The 20,674-nt window shown below is 40.8% G+C and carries 17 protein-coding genes; 7 read left to right on the forward strand and 10 right to left on the reverse strand.

Going from position 1 to position 20,674, the window contains the following annotated elements:
- Positions 1-81: 81 nt before the first annotated feature.
- From CWR48_RS03480 to bglX, 3 genes are all read right to left on the reverse strand, one after another.
- Positions 82-837: a sugar phosphate isomerase/epimerase family protein gene (locus tag CWR48_RS03480; protein ID WP_115771641.1), complete on the reverse strand. Its 756-nt coding sequence runs from the start codon at positions 835-837 to the stop codon at positions 82-84.
- Between the two features lie 216 nt (positions 838-1,053).
- Entirely contained in the window at positions 1,054-4,377 is a 3,324-nt protein-coding gene (locus CWR48_RS03485) for a GH36-type glycosyl hydrolase domain-containing protein (protein WP_115771642.1), read from the reverse strand.
- A 14-nt stretch (positions 4,378-4,391) separates the two neighbouring features.
- Positions 4,392-6,557 carry a beta-glucosidase BglX gene (gene bglX / locus CWR48_RS03490; protein WP_115771643.1) on the reverse strand — a complete coding sequence of 722 codons (2,166 nt, stop codon included), beginning with the start codon at positions 6,555-6,557 and terminating at the stop codon, positions 4,392-4,394.
- A 373-nt stretch (positions 6,558-6,930) separates the two neighbouring features.
- On the opposite strand from bglX, the gene CWR48_RS03495 reads away from it, so the two are divergent.
- The 7 genes from CWR48_RS03495 to CWR48_RS03525 all read left to right on the forward strand — a co-directional run bounded on the left by CWR48_RS03495 (position 6,931) and on the right by CWR48_RS03525 (position 12,611).
- The gene (locus CWR48_RS03495) at positions 6,931-8,181 is read left to right on the forward strand and encodes a sugar ABC transporter substrate-binding protein (protein ID WP_115771676.1); all 1,251 of its coding nucleotides are present in this window, start codon (positions 6,931-6,933) and stop codon (positions 8,179-8,181) included.
- A 161-nt stretch (positions 8,182-8,342) separates the two neighbouring features.
- Positions 8,343-9,230 (forward strand): carbohydrate ABC transporter permease, encoded by an 888-nt coding sequence (locus CWR48_RS03500; RefSeq protein WP_115771644.1) that lies wholly within the window; start codon positions 8,343-8,345, stop codon positions 9,228-9,230.
- Between the two features lie 11 nt (positions 9,231-9,241).
- Positions 9,242-10,066 carry a carbohydrate ABC transporter permease gene (locus CWR48_RS03505; protein WP_115771645.1) on the forward strand — a complete coding sequence of 275 codons (825 nt, stop codon included), beginning with the start codon at positions 9,242-9,244 and terminating at the stop codon, positions 10,064-10,066.
- A 23-nt stretch (positions 10,067-10,089) separates the two neighbouring features.
- Positions 10,090-10,866, forward strand: a complete 777-nt coding sequence (locus CWR48_RS03510) for an alpha/beta hydrolase (RefSeq protein WP_115771646.1) — start codon at positions 10,090-10,092, stop codon at positions 10,864-10,866.
- Between the two features lie 64 nt (positions 10,867-10,930).
- Positions 10,931-11,929, forward strand: a complete 999-nt coding sequence (locus CWR48_RS03515) for a LacI family DNA-binding transcriptional regulator (protein WP_115771647.1) — start codon at positions 10,931-10,933, stop codon at positions 11,927-11,929.
- Between the two features lie 71 nt (positions 11,930-12,000).
- Positions 12,001-12,354, forward strand: coding sequence for a hypothetical protein (locus CWR48_RS03520; protein ID WP_147294859.1), 354 nt, complete (start codon positions 12,001-12,003; stop codon positions 12,352-12,354).
- Between the two features lie 74 nt (positions 12,355-12,428).
- Positions 12,429-12,611 (forward strand): hypothetical protein, encoded by a 183-nt coding sequence (locus tag CWR48_RS03525; RefSeq protein WP_245976702.1) that lies wholly within the window; start codon positions 12,429-12,431, stop codon positions 12,609-12,611.
- Between the two features lie 129 nt (positions 12,612-12,740).
- On the opposite strand, the gene CWR48_RS03530 is transcribed toward CWR48_RS03525, so the two are convergent.
- From CWR48_RS03530 to CWR48_RS03560, 7 genes are all read right to left on the reverse strand, one after another.
- Positions 12,741-13,562, reverse strand: a complete 822-nt coding sequence (locus CWR48_RS03530; protein ID WP_115771649.1) for a carbohydrate ABC transporter permease — start codon at positions 13,560-13,562, stop codon at positions 12,741-12,743.
- A 13-nt stretch (positions 13,563-13,575) separates the two neighbouring features.
- Positions 13,576-14,904 carry a carbohydrate ABC transporter permease gene (locus CWR48_RS03535; RefSeq protein WP_115771650.1) on the reverse strand — a complete coding sequence of 443 codons (1,329 nt, stop codon included), beginning with the start codon at positions 14,902-14,904 and terminating at the stop codon, positions 13,576-13,578.
- A 208-nt stretch (positions 14,905-15,112) separates the two neighbouring features.
- On the reverse strand, positions 15,113-16,456 hold the full coding sequence (locus CWR48_RS03540) for an ABC transporter substrate-binding protein (RefSeq protein ID WP_115771651.1): 1,344 nt from the start codon (positions 16,454-16,456) through the stop codon (positions 15,113-15,115).
- Positions 16,457-16,686: 230 nt separating this feature from the next.
- Positions 16,687-17,442 carry an SDR family oxidoreductase gene (locus CWR48_RS03545; RefSeq protein ID WP_115771678.1) on the reverse strand — a complete coding sequence of 252 codons (756 nt, stop codon included), beginning with the start codon at positions 17,440-17,442 and terminating at the stop codon, positions 16,687-16,689.
- A gap of 48 nt (positions 17,443-17,490) precedes the next feature.
- The gene (locus tag CWR48_RS03550) at positions 17,491-18,474 is read right to left on the reverse strand and encodes a LacI family DNA-binding transcriptional regulator (protein ID WP_115771652.1); all 984 of its coding nucleotides are present in this window, start codon (positions 18,472-18,474) and stop codon (positions 17,491-17,493) included.
- A 366-nt stretch (positions 18,475-18,840) separates the two neighbouring features.
- Entirely contained in the window at positions 18,841-19,593 is a 753-nt protein-coding gene (locus CWR48_RS03555) for a carbohydrate ABC transporter permease (RefSeq protein WP_425453869.1), read from the reverse strand.
- 68 nt (positions 19,594-19,661) lie between these two features.
- On the reverse strand, positions 19,662-20,600 hold the full coding sequence (locus tag CWR48_RS03560; protein WP_115771654.1) for a carbohydrate ABC transporter permease: 939 nt from the start codon (positions 20,598-20,600) through the stop codon (positions 19,662-19,664).
- Between the last annotated feature and the right edge of the window lie 74 nt (positions 20,601-20,674).

A 20,674-nucleotide genomic window follows, 5' to 3' on the forward strand; every position in this document is an offset into this window, starting at 1 on the left:
CATCTAGACTATGAATCACAATAATTACATTTTCACTCGAAATCCCTCTGTTTGTGCGGTAATTCTTCCTTTATTGCCACATTACCTTTTTCCAATATTTCTAATTGCCTTCACGTTTTCAGCGGCGCTTTCAAGTGGATCTTTCGTAAAATGTTCCTGTTCAACAATGAACCATTTGACACCAACTTCATTTCCTTTTTTCATATAGGTAGCTAGCGGTAGTGTGCCTGTTCCAAGTTCGGTGGATATTGGTTGTGCGTCTACTATTTTCATATCCTTAATATGCAATGATACACACCGGTCCGCATACTTCTCAATAACCGCTATTGGATCATGTCCTGCATAGGAAGCCCAAAAGCAATCCAATTCCATTTTCAGATAGTTGGCGTCAGTATTTTCGTATAGGATATCAAAGCCTGTTTTACTGTCAAATCGCTCAAACTCAAAGTCATGGTTATGATAGCCTAGTGAAAACCCAGCCGCACGCACTTTCTGGCCGATGCCATTCAGCAGTTCCGCTGTTCGTTTGTAATCATCAACTGTTGTTCTTCTATTTTCTTGCAAATACGGAACGATAAGGAGATCATTCCCAATTGTTTCATGATATTTCAATGTTTCATCAAGCTGATTTTCCAGTAGTTCCAGCTGAACATGAGCACCGGCAGCTTTAATGCCTGCTTCCGCCATTGTCTCCTTAACCTCTTCGGCAGAATAGTTCCCGAAGCCAGCAAACTGTGCCCCTGTATAGCCCATTTCAGCTACTTTTCTTATCAACTGTAACAAATCCTGTTCAGCAGCATCTTTAATTGACCAAAACTGTAACCCAACATTTTCCATATTAACTCCCCCAATCGTATATTTTTATCCCGTATGTAACGGCTAGTAAGACCTCCACTGAATGAAGTTTCACTTTACTATTAATAGAGTAATTCGCTACAAGTCTTTAAATCCCTTTTTCATTGAGCGGGTGCCTGTCACTTCCCGAATTTTGTCGAATCCCCCCTCACATTAATGGAGAGGAAATCATTTTCGCAGGCACTCTAACGTACACCCCTACATATAAATCTCTATTCTATTACCCTCTTTTTCCAATCGTTGTTCCAATTCTTTCGCCGCGATGATGAATCCTCCATCTCGATATGGATTGGATGTTGTTTCAGTTGCTATTTCAGCACCATTGATAACGATTTGCCTTTTCTCTCCAGTTAAATGATAGATGAATGTCACGGGATAATTCATAAATGTATATGCAAATTCTAATCCATCTAAATCGTTTGGCAATATCGGATCGATCACTAAGTTTCCTAAATGCCTGCGAATTCCTAAGGCATTTGAGATTAGTTGATTCATATAAATTCCTGGGCCGCTTGAATAAATACGCCAGCCGCCTTTGACTGCAACAGACCCATCACGTAATTTATCAAACTGTTCCTGTGCCTCATAACGCGTATTAAATTTACCATCGGAACTACTAAAATATGCATTGCTTTGGCGGATTTCTGCATTTGGAACAGCCTCTTGAATACGTATCGGATTAATGACTTCTAGTCCTTTCCATACTTCATCGGCATTTCCCATTTTTGCCATTGCTTCAACAAAACGAATATGTGCATGCACATATTGCAGGCCGACTTCTCTTCCGAAGTTTGCTGCTTGTTCTGCACGTTTGAAGTGGGTACTTATTCCACCAGCATAATTGGCAGGGCGATTCATTAGACGAACCCCGTCCGGGAAATATAGATGGTCTTTAATAATTTGCAGATGATGTTTCGCCTGTTCTTTGGTAAAGAGCTCACTAATAATACTTTGCTGCATTGGCAATAATCGATATTGAATTCCTGTTTTTTCATCTGTTGGGTGCAGCATAAATTCTATATTATCCGTACTCTCCATATAAACGAATCCTGGAATAACGTCTGATGAAAGAATATAGTGATTAAAGTCCGCTTTAATATTGTCCGCAATTTGCTTCAGCTCTGAAGCTACTTTTTCATCAGCCCCAGTTAATAGGCTTGCCATTTTATTCATTGCTTCATATGTTAATGCGACCGTCCAGCTGCTGATCATATATTTCTTAAGATTTGCATTTGCAGGCTGCAGCGTATCATCCCAATCCCCATCACCATATGCAGACAATGCAGTATGATGGAGAAAATGTTCTTTAATATAGGCAATTTCCTTTTTTATATGATCGAGTAGGGTTGCTTTCTCTTCCGTAAAATTGAAACTCTCATGATCTGTATATGGTAGCATTTCTTCTAAAATGGTGAAATCCTGTGTTGCTTCCAGATAGTCACTGATTAGTTTAAGCGGCCAGACGATGATGTCTCCATGGCTGTCAGCCTGCTGCACATTGTTGTATTGATCAAACATAAACCATTGTGGCCAGTTTCCGTTATGTTCATATTGATGTGTGAACACGGTTTTAATAATTTCCCGGACCGTTTCATCATGGCCGGTAGCCATAAAGTACTCTGCTGGGCCTTGACTGACATCACGTGTTCCCCATGCAGCACCACTATATTGCTCGAGTCCGTGTGGTACCGAGAAATGCACCAGCATATTATGCGTATACCACCAGGCAATTGCATTTACTTTATTAAGGCTTCCTGGATCAGAAGTACCCGCTAATGTAAATCCTTGCATCACATTGCGGTAGTATTCACGGTAACGTTCAATCTCCTGTTGCGAATCTTTCTGTTCAACGGAACTGAAATCGTTATAAAGAGAACCTTGAATGGTTAAGGACCATTTGGGTGTTTCCGCAATGTCTAACACAACTAATGAAGCTGGGTTATGTGCTACCTGTTGCGCATTGTCAATTTTCATTTGCGCTCCATTAATCTCCATACGGTAGGCTAGGTCAGGATATGTGTCTGCACTGTCCGCATGTGCATCCGCTGTGAAGGTGATGCTGTTTTCATTTACTTTAAAACCGAATGGCACTTTGTATTCCTCATTGTTCATCGTTATCTGATTTGTAAGCCTGTAGCGGTAGGATTTTCCTTTTTCAGAGGAAACATGTAAATGAATCTCTGGTGTATCAACGGTTGTGAAATTCGTAATGATTAACACATCATCTTCCAGTTTGTAATACCAGCGCGCATAATTAAACCCCATCTCAAACATAGAAGCCATCGTTAGCAGATGATATTTATCCTCTATTTCAATATAAATGCGCTGTCCCGATGTTTTCATCACATTTAATGGATTTCTGGCGTTTGTCATCACCTTATTCATATTCGTATTGCCAATCGATATTTGTGCATTGAATAAGCCATACATGTAACTATTCGTTGTTATTGTATCTTCCCTTACATGATGATTGTTTCCGCTCATTAAAATATGCCCATGTGACCGTTCGACGAAATCTTCTTTTTTCTTTAAAGCCACATGTTCGTATGTATTTGTAAAAAAGGAAAGCAATGCTCGATCATGACGTTCTTCCAATAAACGCTCCGGAAAGCGTGCATTTATTTCTTCTTCCGTAAATTCCAGCGCTTGAAGTACCTGCCTTACGTTTTCAGGACTTTGAACTTTTTCAATCGTTTCACCAACGGCAGCCGGACTATCCTTTACCCCAATCCAAGCTTCCTCTAGTTCACTTGCAAATTCCACTTCTGTAACTTTCGATGGATGATCTTCTTTAAACATGCCATAAAAGACAAACCGTTCACTAACACGAAGCGTTACTTTATCAGATTGCAGGGCAATATAGGCAAACTCATATTGATAGATTTCATTCGCCAGTGTTGGTTGTGTTAGCGCCTCAGGCTGATTGGTCGATTTATAGGATAATCCGTAAAACTGCAACCCATCTGTAGCGTAACCAATCGTTTTTCCTAATGCACCTTGCTGCAAATACGGGAATTTCCCTTGCTGTGGCTGATTCTGTCTTGTGCAAACAACATACCCATGATGCTCATTTTCAAATACATTATGATCTAGATACTGTGAGATATATGCTTCGTTTGATCTAACTGCCGCTTTATCAGCAAGCCCCAAATCTTGTGTGTACATAATATCTACTTCTACATCGTTCCCTTCAAGCTCAATGTCCCAGAACCAAATGCCTTTATCTGATAACCGAAACGTAACCGTATATGCTACATTATCAGTAGTACCCGCGAAAATAATGTTCGAATCACTTTTGGATATACTGCTGTTCGATTGTGCACCAAGTAATGGAACAGCTTTGATACCATTTGCTGTATAAACACGTAAATATAGATTGTTCAAGGATCCATCAATCGTATTTGATAGCCATTGATTAATCATTGTGTTATGATGACTGATTTCATAAATATCGCCACTGTTCAAAAAGGTGAATTGCAAATCACCTTTTTGAATGTGGATTTTCTTATTATTCGAATCCATTTATCGAATCCTCCTTATTTTTCTAATCGGAAAGGTACTGACTGAACATCGCTGCTATTTGTCCCAATAAAAGCAATAAACTCCCCATTATCACTCGTAAATGTTAAATCCTTATGGTGATAACGCAACTGTTCTTCTGTCAATGTAAAAGAGATTTCCTTTTCTTCGCCTGGTTTAAGTGAAACTTTCTCGAAACCTTTCAATTCTTTTAATGGGCGGACAATTTCTCCAGAGATATCGCGAATGTAAAGCTGCACAACTTCATCACCTGCTACATCACCAGTATTTTTAACAGAGACACTTATTTTCAGTGGTTCGTCAAGGGTCATGACATCATGTGATAGCTTCATTTCACTGTAGCTGAATGTTGTATAACTTAGCCCAAAGCCAAATGGGAAAAGCGGTTCATTCGGTATATCCAAATACTGTGATACATACCGTTCTCTAACATCTGGCGCAACTTGTGGACGACCAGTATTAAATTGATTGTAGTAAACAGGTACTTGACCAACGGAATACGGAAAGGACATCGATAATTTCCCAGAAGGATTCGCCACTCCAAATAATAAATCTGCAATAGCTGCTCCACCCTCTGTCCCAGGGAACCATGCTTCAAGTACTGCATCCACTTTGTCAACAACACCATGTAAATCAAGCGGGCGACCATTGAAGATGACAGCGACAGTCGGTTTATTTAACGCTGCAATTTTTTCAACTAAGTCTAATTGAATTTGCGGTAGCTTAATATTGGATCGCGATCCACCTTCACCACTCATATCGGAACTCTCCCCAAGTGCAAGAACAATGACATCTGCCTGATTCGCAATTTCCAGTGCATGATGAAGCTCTAATTCTGTTCCATTTTCTATCGCACAGCCCTCAGCAATAAGAAGGTTTTCTCCATCTAGTTGCATTCTCATTCCATCACTTAATGTGATTGCATCTTCTTTAGAACCGAGCGCCGACCAGGATCCAAGAATATCCTTGTTACCTGCGAATGGACCAATTAGCGCAATTTTTTGCTCCTTTTTAAGTGGTAGAGCCGATCCATTTTTTAATAAAACACAAGATTTTGTAGCAAGCTCTCTTGCGGTTTGTCGGTGCGAATCACTTAGAATAACTTCCTTTTCCAATTGTTCATCTGCTCCGCGATATGGATTCTCAAACAATCCCAATTTTTCCTTTAATTTCAAAACACGGAGGACAGACTCATTTATCAGTTCCACATCAATCACGCCTTCTTCAACTAAGGCTTGTAAATGATTAACATAGGCTGATGACATCATTTCGATATCTACACTCGCATTGATTGCTTTAAAGGCCGCTTCCCTATCATCTTCTGCAACACCATGGAAAATCAGTTCTCTTACCGCATTCCAGTCAGAAATAACCACACCATCAAACTTCCATTCCCCACGAAGCAAATCACGCATTAGCTCTTTGTTCCCTGTTGCTGGAATTCCATCAATCGTATTGAAGGATGTCATCACCAGTTCACTGCCCGCGTCGATTGCTGCCTTATATGCAGGTAAATACGTTTCTCTTAGTTCACGTTCCGACATGTTTACCGTGTTATATTCACGACCGCCTTCAGGTACCCCATACGCCGCAAAGTGTTTAACGGTAGCAGCTACACGGGTTAGATCATTTTTCAAGTCCTTGCCCTGATAGCCCTTCACTTGCGCTTTAGCAAATTCACCATTTAAATAGGCATCTTCACCGGTAGATTCCATTACTCTTCCCCATCTTGGGTCCCTTACAATGTCAACCATTGGTGCAAACGTTACCTGCAGACCTGAAACTGCTGCTTCAATTGCCGCAATCGCTGCACTCTCCTCAGCTAATTTCAGATCCCAGGAGCTGCCAATTGCTAATGGAATAGGAAAAATGGTTCGATAGCCATGAATTACATCTGCCATAAATAGTAATGGAATCCCCAATCGATTCTTATCTAGATGTTGTCGTTGAATCTCTTTAATTTCCGCTGCTCCAGTAGTACCGAGGACAGAACCAGCATTCTCAATCATCGCTTCTGTAATTCCCATTTCTTCCATTGGTCCAGTAATCTCACCACTGGTCGAGGACCCTTTCATAAACGAACCGACAACCTGTGTCAACTGTGCGGCTTTTTCTTCCAATGTCATTTGATTTAATAGATCTTCAAGAAAGTTGTCTGTCATTATAATTCCCCCGTAATAAATTATCGTATCTCAAAAATATGTTGCAAGCGATTTCAGTTTAAACTATAATACATTTATAGAAACGTTTCAACAAATATTTTATATTTATTTTTTTAAGCATTTATCATTGAAAGTCTGAAGTTTGTGCTATATGTCACTTCATATATAGTACTTTACAATAAAATAATATTTCTAAAAAATAATTCTTGAAACCGATTTCAAAATGTAATATAATGATTTCTATTGAAACGTTTCACTAATTACATACGGGAGTGATGAATGATTATTATTAGCTCTGGAAGATGCTAGACTTTCTATGATGTATGTCATTTTTACCGATATTTATCCAACAATTTTATTAATAAGGGGTGTAATGATGAAAAAGAAAAAATTAGGTTGGCTGTCAGCAATATTATTTAGTGGGGCACTCATTTTAGGTGCATGTTCGGATGATAGTTCAGGAGATGAAGGAACAGATAGCACATCATCTGGTGATGATACGATTCAAGTTTGGACAATGTCTGCAGATTTCGATAAATTTGTCGCAGAATTTGAAGATGAAAGTGGAATAAATGTAGAAGTTCAAACAATCCCTTGGGGAAATGTCCACGATAAATTATTAACAGCTGTTGCTTCTGGTAAAGGTCCCGATGTAATTCAAATTGGTACGACATGGGTTGCGGAATTCGCTGAAGCTGGTACTTTTCTCGATTTGACAGACCATATCGCGGATTATCCTAACTTAAATCCGGATAACTTCTTTGATGCCGCAGTAGAATCAACGCAATATAACGGACAAACGGTTGGTATCCCATGGTATGTTGACACCCGTCTATTATTCTATCGCACCGATTTATTAGCAGAGGCCGGATATCCTGAAGGACCAGAAACTTGGGATGATTTTCTTGATGCTGCAACACAGTTAACCGCACGTGGGGATGACCAATATGGCGTGGATATTTCACAGGGCGATCCACAGTTTCCATTTATGCTAGCTTGGGAGCGTGGATTTAAATACGATGAAGCCAAAGGATCAGCCAATTTCGAAGATCCTGCCTTTGTAGATGCTGTTAAATTGCATAATCAATTCTTTAAAGACGATTTAGCACAACTGACGGAAGGAAAGGAATTGTATCAAGCATTCAGTGACGGTTCAAAACCGATGTTCTTCAGTGGTCCATGGGAAATTAATTCGATTAACACACAAATTCCTGAATTGGAAGGAAAATGGGATGTACATGTAATGCCTAAAGCTGAAAACAATAATTCCATGATCGGCGGATCACACTTAGGTATTTTCCATAACTCAGATAATGTGGAAGGTTCACTCAAATTTATCGACTGGATGGCGGATCCTGAAACACAAATCAAATGGTTTGAAAATATTAAAGAACTACCAGCGAACACGACTGCATGGGAAAATCCAGTACTAGCAGATGATCCAATGATCGCTACTTTTGGTGAACAACTTGAATCAACACAAGCTGTTCCGGTAATACCAGAATTTGAAAAATTAGCGCAAGAATTAATTAAAACACTGGAACAAATAAATCATGGTGGAGCTGACATCGACGCTTCACTGGCAGATTTCCGTTCAGAAGCTGCACGTATACTTGGTGAATAGGATGAATGGAAGGTGGGTGCAGTTATCCTGCACTTCCACCTTCCTTTTCACTTCAAGATCCAGTGCTTCAGCGTTAGCGGCACTTCCCTCACGTCCTTGTGGGGCACAGTCGAGCGGGCACTCGCGCTTTTGTTCTTCAGAAACCTAAAGAGGTGAAAACAATGGATAAATTCAAACAAAATATAGCTCCATATCTATTTATCGCTCCAGCTATCATCGTGTTACTATTATTTGCTATATTACCGATTCTTATTGCTTTTGGAATCAGTTTTACAGACATGAACTTGTTAGGGTTAGCTGACTGGGCAAACATTAATTTTATTGGATTCGACAACTTTGCTAGATTATTTCAAGACAAAGCTTTTATACAGGCAATCGGCAATACATTTTATTACGTGATTATCGGTGTCCCGCTGGCAGTATTAGCATCATTTCTTGTTGCACTAGCTTTAAGCTACGTAAGTAATTGGCTATCGTCTGTTTTCCGGGTTGTTTTCTATATGCCATCGATAACAAATATTGTTGCGATCGCTGTTGTTTGGGGATTTTTATATAACAAAGAATATGGTTTATTTAATTACATGCTTAGTTTAATTAACGTGGATGCCATTTCATGGTTAGACAACCCAGCAATTGCCAAGCTTTCCTTAATTATGCTGGCCGTTTGGAAGAGTACTGGGGTTAGCATGCTTATCTTCCTAGCAGCATTGCAGTCCATTCCAAAATCCTATTACGAAGCAGCAGATATCGATGGAGCGAATGGCTGGCAAAAACTGATTAACATAACACTGCCTTCCATGAGTTTTGCAACCTTCTTTGTTATCGTTACAACATTAATTGGCTGGCTGCAGTTTTTCGAGGAACCATTTGTCATGACAGAGGGTGGACCGCTTGGCAGTACGACTTCCATGGCGCTCTTCATCTATCAGGAAGGTTTCCAATATAGTGAATTTGGTTACGGGGCAGCAGCATCCTTTGTCTTGTTTATCATTATTATATTAGTCACCGTTTTGCAGTTCAAATTAAGAAAATCAGAAGACAAATCGTGAGGTGAAAATAGATGCATCAAAAACTAGGTTACAACAGAATAATCGTTAACACGTTGTTATTTATTGGTGGTTTGATCATAGCACTTCCATTCGTCTGGATGATTCTTAGCTCATTCAAAACAGACAGGGAAGTATTAAATATTCCACCGACACTATTACCGGAACACTTTACATTTCAAAACTTTATTGACCTGTTTGTAAATATGAATTTCGGTACGTATTTAGTCAATACATTAGTCATTGTCTTCTTTTCCATGTTTGGTTTATTGTTAAACACAATGGCTGGGTATGGTTTTGGGAAATTCAAATTCCGTGGTAGAGAACCCTTGTTTATCCTTGTGCTCCTTACCATGATGATACCAGGTCAGGTAACAATGATTCCAACTTACCTGATTCTAAATGAACTGGGATTAACAAACACCATGACCGGGATTGTTTTACCAGGGTTAATCTCTGCGTTTAATATTTTTCTTATTAGACAATTCATGTCGACCATTCCGGATGGGCTACTTGAGGCGGCCCGATTGGATGGGGCTGGAGAATTTTATATTTTCTTCCGATTAATCTTACCGTTATCTAAACCGATTTTAGCAATTCAAATTATCTTGACTTTCATCGGCGCATGGAACAGCTTCTTATGGCCATTAATTGTCGCCAACGATGAATCACTATATACATTATCAATTGGGTTGGCACTTCTCCAAGATCAGAACGTAACCAATTATGGATTGCAAATGGCTGGTGCTACATTTATGGTTGTACCTATTTTAATTATTTTTATTATTTTCCAGAAGTATATTATTGAAGGATTTAATGTATCTGGTATTAAAGAATAATAGAATGGATTGGGGTGAGGGAATTGGCACTTATTCAATGTGAATTTTCTTCGGAAGTATTATCAAAAAGTATGGCGATGAATGTGATTCTGCCACAAAAGTCCTTTAATCAAGGTGTGAGAAAGGATAAGTATCCAACATTGTTTCTTCTTCATGGGTTTAGTGATAATCATACGATCTGGGCTAGAAATACTTCAATCGAACGGCATGTATCTGATCTGGATCTTGCGGTTGTCATGCCTGCAGCCGATAATAGCTTCTATACAAACATGAGAGACGGCGGGGATTATTGGACATTTCTTACCGAGGAACTTCCATTTGTCGCCCGCTCCCTGTTTCCTCTCTCTGACAAAAGAGAAGATACCTTTGTTGCAGGCAATTCGATGGGTGGATATGGGGCATTAAAGTGGGGATTAAATAAACCCGATCAAATCGCTGCAGTTGCCACCCTTTCCGGTGTGACAGATATGGTCTATCATCTGGAAAATATACGCAATGAGGCTGGGGACAAAAACAGTTCCTTATCACTTGTTTTTGGCGATGAGGATATTCGAAATACAGCTAGTGATATGTTATGGAAATTAAACCAAATTGGAAATACTGATACTGAAAGGCCAATGCTTTATCAAGCATGTGGTACAGAAGATTTTTTATATGAACATAATCAACGATTTTTTAAAGTGTGTAAAGATACGAGCTTTGATCTAACAACGGACTTTGGCCCAGGAGATCATGATTGGAAATATTGGGACAAGCAAATACAACATGTGCTGCAATGGTTGCCTATTCGAAAAGATTAGGTGACAATATTAGGCAGGGCAATGTAAATGATCATAGAAAATAGTGATCATGGAGGTAATTTAAATGGCAACCATTAAAGATGTCGCAAAACGAGCTGGCGTCGCACTATCCACTGCTTCCTATGCATTAAATAACAATCCAAAAATAAGCCCAGCTACAAGGAAAAAAGTAGAGGAAGCTGCAAAAGAATTAAACTATAAGAAAAATGGGATTGCTTCCGATTTAAAACGAGCAAACACCAATACAATTGCACTTATATTGAGTGACTTATCAGGACCATTCTACTCTGATTTAATTCAAGGTGTCCAGGATATCACAACCGCGAATGGCTATGACTTAATCGCTTGTAATTCCATCGGCGGTGAGCAATCTACTGCTGTAAAGTTTTTAAAAGAAAAGCGAGTCGATGGCGCCATTATTTTAGCTTATAATATTAGCGATGAAATTGCAGTAGAATCTGCTAGACAAGGATTTCCTATTGTTGTATTAGATAGAACATTAGATAATGAATTTATTTACCGTGTACATGTGGACAATGAACAAGGCGCATATACCGCAACAGAATTTTTAATTAAACATGGTCATAATGAAATCGCCTATATCAGCGGGCCCTCCATTTCATATGACAATCAAAGGAGATTTCAAGGTTACCTAAATGCTCTGAAAGACTCTAAAATCGACTATCAGCCGAAATGGCAGATCCCAGGAGACTTTACCAGAGAGGGCGGTTACCGTGCCACCAAATTATTAATTGCACAAGGAAATCTGCCACAGGCTATATTTTATGCAAATGATGAGATGGCAATTGGCGGAATGCAGGCTTTAAAGGAAAATAACATCGGTATACCGAATGACATTTCCATTATCGGATATGATGATATTGAACTAACTGAATTTGTCTCACCACCCCTCACCACTATTAGACAACCTAAATATGAAGCCGGTGCATTGTCTGTCCATTTGATTTTCCGAATACTCTCGGGTGAAACTGTCGAGCATAATTACAATTTACCTACCCAACTGGTGGAACGTGGATCAGTGAAGCATAAGGAGGTTAATTAAGCGTTTTTGAGTAATTTTTGATTAGTTATTGGGTGTTAGGAGGGAGTCCTCGCTCGGTTTGGCGCTGGGGGGTGCTCGGTTTACTGCGGGTGTCGCTCGATTTGGGTTGGGACTCGCTCGATTTGGGCCGGGGCTCGCTCGATTTCAGCCGGGGATCGCTCGGTTTCAGGCGGGCCTCGCTCGATTTGGACCGGGCGCCGCTCGATTTCAGTCGGGCCTCGCTCGGTTTGGATCGGGCGCCGCTCGATTTCAGCCGGGGATCGCTCGGTTTGGACCCGGCGCCGCTCGATTTCAGACGGGCCTCGCTCGATTCCGCACGGGCGCCGCTCGATTTCAGTCGGGCCTCGCTCGTTTCTGCACGGGCGCCGCTCGATTCGGCTCGGCGTAATAGAGAGTGGCTGTCTCTCCCCGAATTACTTTTTTAAAATGACGTTTAACTTTTACATAATATAACCGTATAATGTTATAATTAAATTGAAAAAATTTGAGGGTGATAATTATGCTAAAAGATGAAATCAAGAAGCTGATTGACCACTTGCCAAATGATTGTTCCATAGAAGATATACAGTATACTTTATATGTCCGTTCTAAAATAGAAAAAGGAATAGAAGATCTTGAAAATGGAAATATTGTTTCTCAGGAAGAAATGAAAAAGAGATTCGATAAATGGCTAAGCCAGTAGTTTTGTCAAATTTTGACGAATGCTTCCGTCCGAGCACAAGCCAGTCCAGAAAAAATATTCATTAAATCCTATACCAAAAGGCAGGTTAACCATCAACCTGCCTTCATCTTTTCCCCTTAATTCCCCACACTATTCCTTCACCGATCCAGACGTCAATCCAGACACAATCCTCCGCTGGAATAGCAGAACAATCAAGACAATCGGGATTGTCACAATGACAGTCGCTGCAGATATGTCACCCCATGGGACCGAGAATTCACTTTGGAACATCGATATTCCAACTGGGACCGTTCGCCACATGTCATCACTATTAATCGTCAGGGCGAATAAATACTCATTCCAGGCTGCGATAAATACTAGAATTCCAGTTGTGAATACACCTGGTGCAGCAAGCGGAAAGATAATTTTTCGGAACGTTTGAAATGGTGTTGCCCCATCGAGCTTTGCTGACTCTTCCAATTCAAATGGGATTTTTTGAAAGAATGTCGATAAAATCCAAATTGCTAATGGTAGACTGATTGTTATATATGGAATGACCAGTCCTAAATAGCTGTTGCGCAGACCAAGATCTGTTACTAAATTAAACATTGGCGAGATAATTGCGATTTGCGGAAACATGGACGATGCTAGGACGATTCCTAGAATGAGCCCTTTTCCTCGAATCGGCAATCTTGTAACAGCATATGCAGTTAGTGATGCAAATGCTAATGAAAGGACTGTCGTTATTCCCGAAACGACGAAGCTATTTAACATATAACGGAGTAGTGGCCGATTCGTTAATGCCGCCTCGTATGAGTCAAGCGATGGGTTAGTCGTGAACCATCTAAAGGTCGAGAATATTTCACTCGGTGGCTTGATCGATGTTAGGAACACCCAGATGAATGGAAACATCACTAAAAAGACAAATAATATTAAAAATAGGTAGAAACCAATACCCGCTCGTTTGTTCATTTCATAACCCTCCTCATTTCGTCCGACCTGCGAATAAATCCGAACCAATGAATTTCACATAAATAAAACTAATGATTGCAACACATAGGAATACAATTACGGATAGAACCGAACCTTCGCCAAAATTTTGCTGTGCGAATAGGGTTTTATACGCGTACACGGAGATGGACTCTGTCGCATTCGCCGGTCCCCCGCCTGTTAATACATAGATAAGGTCGAACACACGGAAGGCGTCTAATGTTCTAAATAATAAAGCAACCAAGATCGATGATTTAAGCAGTGGCAGCGTGATGCTCCAAAACTGTTGGATTTTATTCGCACCATCGACATCCGATGCCTCATATAAAGATTGCGGAATCGTTTGTAATCCAGCCAGCAGTAAGAGTGACATATATGGCGTTGTTTTCCAAACATCGGCAAAAATGATCGAAAACATCGAGCCCTGCGATGTTGACAGTAACCAAGATGCATTCGGAATAATGTTCCACGCCTCTAAGTAATGCCCGACAATCCCAGACTGGCCATCATATAAGAATCCCCACATCATCGCGGCAACTGCTGTCGGTATTGCCCAAGGAATAAGTACTGACGCACGGATAATTCCCCTGCCACTGAATGTACGATTGATCAGTAGCGCGATTGCCAAACCAAGCACTAGTTCAAGTGCGACAGATATAACGGTGAAAAAAGTCGTATTGCCGATCGATTTCCACATCCGCTGATCCTTGAAATACTTCCCATAATTAGCAAATCCGATGAAGTTCGATTTCAAAATCGTTTTCCCTGTTGCACCGAGTAAGTCAGCGGATTGCAGGAATTTTTGACTGCTTGCTTCATCATCAATAGATTCAGAGATTGCCGTCAAGCTCTGCTGATAGGATTCGAGTGCACCGCGATAATCTGCTGCGAAGTCATTATCCACTTTCGTATACTTTAATTCCGAATCTTTAATAGGTGTAAAATTCATCAGCAGCTCATCGACTTTTTCTACCTTCCCTTTAATTTCTTCGTCGCTAATCAATGTTGCATGATAGGATTCGACTCCATGCTTTATCTCCAAGATCGTCTCCTTCGCTTCCTCACTCTCTGCTGTCGACACCAAATTATCGAGCTGTCTATCAATATAGAAGTGATTATCGACATAGCGTTCGAGGTCGATGTTTGCGCTCATCATTAACTGCGAACGAGCTGGGTCATTCAAGCGATAATCAAACAAGCTATTCCAAAAAGATTGGGTTACCGGCCACAAGACAACAATAAAAACGAGAATAAGGGACGGCAGCACCATCGCATATCCGAGCTGCTTTTCACTCAACTGAAAGCCTCGCTTCTTCTTTTTCATCGAAACACCCCTTTCGTATGATTACGGTAGTAGAAAATTTTAGATGATATTTATCCTGCATGTAATGGGCAATAAAACCCTCTTTTATAAGGATTGAAGAAGGTAATTCGGGATAAAATCCCCCGTGAATTAAAGTTTTACTTTATGTAAGGAAAAACAAGATGGGAGTTCCCACCCATCTTGTTCTCAGAATCAATCGCTTAGCCGATTATTCATTCATTGCTGCTTCAATCTTTGTTTGCATATTGGTTGCTGCTTCCTGTGCCGTTTGGTCACCAGTTAACACCTTCGAAATTTCGATTTGCATCACATCAGAAACAACTGGATAAATTGGCGTTACCGGTCGTGATACAGCACTTTCTAAAACAGCCGCAAAATCTGGATTTGCAAATAACTCACTCGCTTCTTTTACTTCTGCATCATCATAAAGTGCCTTCAATGTTGGTGCACGTCCACCGCTTACTGCAGTAATCTTTTGTCCCTCTTCACCAGAAATAAATTTAACGAATTCCCATGCTTCATCTGGATGCTCAGAATAGCGATTAATCATCGTCATCCAGCCACCTAATGCAGCAGCATTACCTGCATCCCCTGCCGGAAGTGTTGTGATTGCAACATTGCCAACAATCTTTGATTTTTCCTCATCATTAGATGATGACTGCATGTATGGCCAGTTACGTGCAAATACGGATTTTCCTTCTACAAATGCATTTTCCGTATCAATCTCTTGGAAATTAAGAATATTTCCTGGTACGAAGTCAGATCCAACTACCTCCGCCATTTTTTCAATTGCCTTCACTGTCTCTGGACTGTCAACGACAACATTGTTATCCTCATCGATTACTTGTCCACCGTATGAAGCAATGAATTCAATCGCATTCGTAATTAATCCCTCATACTGCGCGGCCTGCATAATGTACCCAAACTCTGTGCCCTCTTGCCCCTTCAAGGCATTCGCCTGCTCAATTAATTCATCCCATGTTGCCGGTGGCGTTTCCACAATATCTGTTCGATAATAAAATACACCTGCATCCGTATATTGTGGCATTGCCCATTGTCTACCATCAAAATTGGCAGCTGCTACCGTGCCAGGGAAATATGTATCCATATCAATCCCATCACGCTCAATTAGACGGTCGAGCTCTAATGCATAATTTGCTTGGGCAAACTCCGCTGGCCAAATGACATCTGCATTAAACACATCGATTTCCGTACTTTGCGAACTGAAAGCAGTTACATATTGATCATGGGATTGCCCCGTATCTGCCGGCATTTCACGCGATTCTATTTTAATATTTGGAAACTTTTTCTCAAATGCTTCAATCACCATATCCGTCCCTGGAGTAGTATCGACTCCACGCGCATATACGATTGTGACCTGTTCTTTATCTTCTCCTTCATCTGTTGCATTATCTTGCTCTTCTGCGGTTGTATCCGGTTCATCTTTCTTATCCTCTTCTGTTGACGATGGACTATCACTCGAACATGCAACTAAAAACAGTGCCAAAGCAATAAAAAACAAACTAAACAATGCGTTTCTCCACAACTTCATTTCATTGCCCCCTTTGATTTATAATCGTTTTCATCATCCATTAATGAAAACGATTACATTCATAATTTTCATTATACGGGAAAAATGGATGTTGTCAATAAAATTTCGAAGCTCGATTCTGGCGTGTGCGTCGCTCGACTTGGCGCGGGCTTCGCTCGATTTCGTGCGGCGGAGGTGACTGTCAATTCACGAACTTTGTCGAATAATGTCGGTGGAATACTTCAAATGCATTACTTCCTCAGAAAACCTCCTTCTGAATTTATCACTTGTCCAGTAATCCATTCGGCCTCACTACTTGCTAGAAATGCAACGAGCCGGGCTGCGTCATCTGGAACGCCAATCCGTCCCAGCAAAAATTTTGGTAATAGCTCTTGCTTAATCGATTCGGACATCCATCCAGAATCCGTTGGCCCTGGATTCACCGCGTTAACCGTAATCCCTAACGGTGCAAGCTCTGCTGATAATGAAAGTGTGAATGCAGAAATGGCGCCCTTCGTGGCAACATATGCCAGCTCCTCAATCATTGGCCCCTGGCCTTGGCCGGATGTCAGATTAATAATTCTGCCAGAGGTTTTAGCTGCATTCTGAAATCTTCGGGCAAATTCAACGCTAAGTAAAAATGAACTTCTCATATTCACTGTATAATGATCATCTAGTATTTTGGCATCTAGATTTCGATAGCCATCTCTTAGAGAATGTGCGGCATTATTCACGACTATTGTCGGTAGCCCCAATTGTGCCTCGGTAGCATCTAATATTTTCATAGCTGCGTCTGGTTCCGCTAAATCAATCTCTAAAAAACTAGACTGGACACCGAAAGCGCATAATTCCTTTTGAAATTGGACCGCCCACTCTTCATCGGACTGCCAATAGGTAAAAAATATATTTGTACCATTTGATGCTAGCTTGCGGCAGATTGCAGCGCCAATGCCATTATGATGGCTAACCCCAGTGATGATTGCTACTTGATCTAATAACTTTCGAATAAGGAACACCTCTTTATTTTATCGGTTTAATGTTAATATGAAATTCCATTACGTGGAATTACGAATGATTAATTCATGATCTAAAATGATACTTTCTACTTTTTTTCCTTTTATTTTATTGATAATCATCTTTGCCGAGATGCTGCCCATCGCGTACATTGGCTGTGCCACCGTCGTTAAAGTTGGAAATGTCATGTTGGAGAAGCTAATTTTGTCAAAGCCGATAATTGCGATATCATCAGGAATTCGCAATCCTCGAGAAAGAATCTCTTTCATCGCCCCAATTGCCAGAATATCAGACACTGCAAAAATTGCAGTTGGCAGATTTTTAACGTTTAAAAGTGATCGCATTGCTTGTTGTCCATATTCAAACCCTAGTTTTCCAGTATGATAAATCCAGCTCGTTTCAATCGGCAGCCCTGCTTCCATCAACGCCTTTTCATAGCCCCGGCGGCGTTCACGGGCATAGAGAAATCTCTCATCCGAATTAATTAGGGCAATTTTTCTCTGCCCAAGCTTAATTAAGTGTTTCACCGCTTGATAGGCCGCTAGCTCATTATCAATCGTGACGTAGGAAATGTTCCCAGCCTCATCAAATTCACTACACTGCACAACTGGATGCATCCTAGCGAGTTCAATTAAATTCTCACGATTAATCGTTGGATCCATAATGATAATTCCATCTGCCAACCGATTTCGAATCAAATTAAAGTATATCGCCTCTCTCTCCGGATTCGAATCCGTTTCGCAAAGTAAAATATTATACCCCTGCTCAATCGCAGTATCTTCAATGCCATTAATAATCTCCGTGTAAAACGGGTTAGAAATACTAGGAATTAATACAAGAAGCAATCTACTTTCCGAATTTCTTAAATTCCGGGCAAGCACATTCGGCTCGAAATGTAACTCCCGAATCGCTTGTTCCACTTTATTTCTCGTCTTTTCCGAAACATTCTTACGATTATTTATTACCCTTGAAACTGTTGCAACCGAGACCCCCGCCATTTTGGCAACCTCCAAGATATTCGCCAATCCATCCCCTACCTTTCTCCACAACCATTCAATGTAAACGATTACATCAATCGTATTGTGTTGCAAATTATTTGTCAATAGGTATTGTGGAGGGGACGCTGCTCGACTTTGGGTGGGGGTCGCTCGATTTCGCCCGGGCATCGCTCGATTCTGCTCGGGCATCGCTCGATTTCACGCAGGCGTCGCTCGATTCTGCTCGCGCTTGCTCGATTTCGCGCAGGCGTCGCTCGATTTCGTGCGGGCCTGGAAGCTTGTCAACTTTACAAGCTTCCCTGGTGGTGATTTTTTTTGAAATTTACTACTGCTCAAAACATTTAGGGATGATTGTACGATTACCTTCAAAAAGAAGCACACCACTCATAAAACCTAACCCTTCACAGACCCTGCCAACAACCCTCGCACGAAATACTTCCCTAAGAAAACATACACGAGCATCGTTGGTAACGCTGCGATCATCGCTCCAGCCATCTGCACATTCCACTGGACAATTTGACTTCCCGATAGATTTTGTAATGCTACCATGATTGGCTGGTTATCGGACGTCGTAATTGTCACGGCAAATAAGAATTCATTCCAAATATTTGTAAACTGCCAGATCGCGACGACAACAAATCCGGTAATTGATAATGGAACAATTAGGTGCCTAAATATACCGAGGAAATTGGCGCCATCGATTTTTGCCGCTTCAATCATTTCATCGGGAATATTTGCATAGAAGTTGCGGAACATCAACGTTGTAATTGGCAAACCATAGACGACATGTACGAGAATTAGTCCTGGAATCGTATTGTACATATCAATCGTTCGTAAAAATTGAATTAATGGGATTAAAATACTTTGATATGGAATAAACATGCCAAATAAAATAAACAGAAAGAGTGTGTTTGCACCCCTGAAACGCCATTTTGACAGGACATAGCCATTCATTGCGCCTAATAATGCCGATAATATCGTTGCCGGAACGACCAAATAAATGCTATTTAGGACATTTGGCGCAAGCTTTGTGAATGCTTGTGAATAGGAGCTAAAATCGATTGTGGACGGCAATGCCCACATATTTTCCAACGATACCTCGTCGAGCGGCTTGATACTTGTGACAATAATGACGTAAATCGGCATGATGAAGAGGACTGCAAATAGAATTAGGATAACATATTTGATGAACTTCCCAACTGGAAATGACGCCATTATTGATCACCCTTTCGACTGCTCCATAAATATGGAACAATAAATACTGCAACAAGGAGCAACATGATTATCGCAATGGCAGCACCATTTGCATAATAGTTTCCTCTAAACGTCGTTTCGAACATATACACACCCGGGACGTCCGTAACAAAGTTTGCCCCTGAGCCTGTCATCGCATAAATCAGGTCAAATATTTTGAGCGAAATATGTGCCATAATAATAATGACACTCATCGTAATTGGTGCAAGCATCGGCAGTACGACCTTCCAGTACACCTGAAATTCTGTCGCCCCATCCATTCGAGCTGCTTCCCTGAGTTCATCGGGAATGCCCCGAAGTCCTGCTAAATACATCGCTAACGAGAACCCCGTCATCTGCCAGACTGCAGCGATAACAACGGAAATAATTGCAACAGGCAACCCGAATTCAATACTCCCCCACTCGAAGCCTGCAAGAATATTTGTGTCCGTATACCATTTTGGCTGAATACCAAAGACACTTAAGAACTGATTAAAGCCTGTTGATGGATTCAGCAGCCATTGCCATACTACCCCTGTCACGACGAATGATAACGCCATTGGGAATAAGAAAATATTGCGGAAAATACTTTCCCCTTTGAGCTTCTGATCGATTAGAATCGCTAAGCCCATGCCGATTACAATGACGGCACCGATGAATAATATCGTAAAAAATAGTGTGTTTCGTAAATCAGCCTGAAAACGGAAATCTTGAAAGAGATAAAGGTAGTTTTTCAATCCTGCAAAAGAAAAATCTGGAATAAGAGAATTATAATTACTTAAGGAAACATATCCTGTCCAGCCAATAAATCCATAGACAAACACGAGAATTAATATAATCGAAGGAATCAGGAATGCAATTGCCGTCCACTGATCCTTGGATATTTTTCGCTTCGTTTTTATCTGTACGTCATTCGCCATCGTAATCCCTCCATCTGAGGATGATTCCTAATATGAAGAGGCTGCCCGTTATTTAGGCAGCCTGCTTACCTTAG

This window comes from Oceanobacillus arenosus (genome assembly GCF_003369575.1).
GTDB lineage: Bacteria > Bacillota > Bacilli > Bacillales > Amphibacillaceae > Oceanobacillus > Oceanobacillus arenosus.

Excerpts from the sequence above, each read along its gene's own strand:
- CWR48_RS03480 (WP_115771641.1), bottom strand. The coding sequence starts at position 837 with ATGGAAAATGTTGGGTTACAGTTTTGGTCAATTAAAGATGCTGCTGAA.
- CWR48_RS03485 (WP_115771642.1), bottom strand. The coding sequence starts at position 4,377 with ATGGATTCGAATAATAAGAAAATCCACATTCAAAAAGGTGATTTGCAA.
- bglX (WP_115771643.1), bottom strand. The coding sequence starts at position 6,557 with ATGACAGACAACTTTCTTGAAGATCTATTAAATCAAATGACATTGGAA.
- CWR48_RS03495 (WP_115771676.1), top strand. The coding sequence starts at position 6,931 with ATGATGAAAAAGAAAAAATTAGGTTGGCTGTCAGCAATATTATTTAGT.
- CWR48_RS03500 (WP_115771644.1), top strand. The coding sequence starts at position 8,343 with ATGGATAAATTCAAACAAAATATAGCTCCATATCTATTTATCGCTCCA.
- CWR48_RS03505 (WP_115771645.1), top strand. The coding sequence starts at position 9,242 with ATGCATCAAAAACTAGGTTACAACAGAATAATCGTTAACACGTTGTTA.
- CWR48_RS03515 (WP_115771647.1), top strand. The coding sequence starts at position 10,931 with ATGGCAACCATTAAAGATGTCGCAAAACGAGCTGGCGTCGCACTATCC.
- CWR48_RS03525 (WP_245976702.1), top strand. The coding sequence starts at position 12,429 with ATGCTAAAAGATGAAATCAAGAAGCTGATTGACCACTTGCCAAATGAT.
- CWR48_RS03530 (WP_115771649.1), bottom strand. The coding sequence starts at position 13,562 with ATGAACAAACGAGCGGGTATTGGTTTCTACCTATTTTTAATATTATTT.
- CWR48_RS03535 (WP_115771650.1), bottom strand. The coding sequence starts at position 14,904 with ATGAAAAAGAAGAAGCGAGGCTTTCAGTTGAGTGAAAAGCAGCTCGGA.
- CWR48_RS03540 (WP_115771651.1), bottom strand. The coding sequence starts at position 16,456 with ATGAAGTTGTGGAGAAACGCATTGTTTAGTTTGTTTTTTATTGCTTTG.
- CWR48_RS03555 (WP_425453869.1), bottom strand. The coding sequence starts at position 19,593 with ATGCCGATTTACGTCATTATTGTCACAAGTATCAAGCCGCTCGACGAG.
- CWR48_RS03560 (WP_115771654.1), bottom strand. The coding sequence starts at position 20,600 with ATGGCGAATGACGTACAGATAAAAACGAAGCGAAAAATATCCAAGGAT.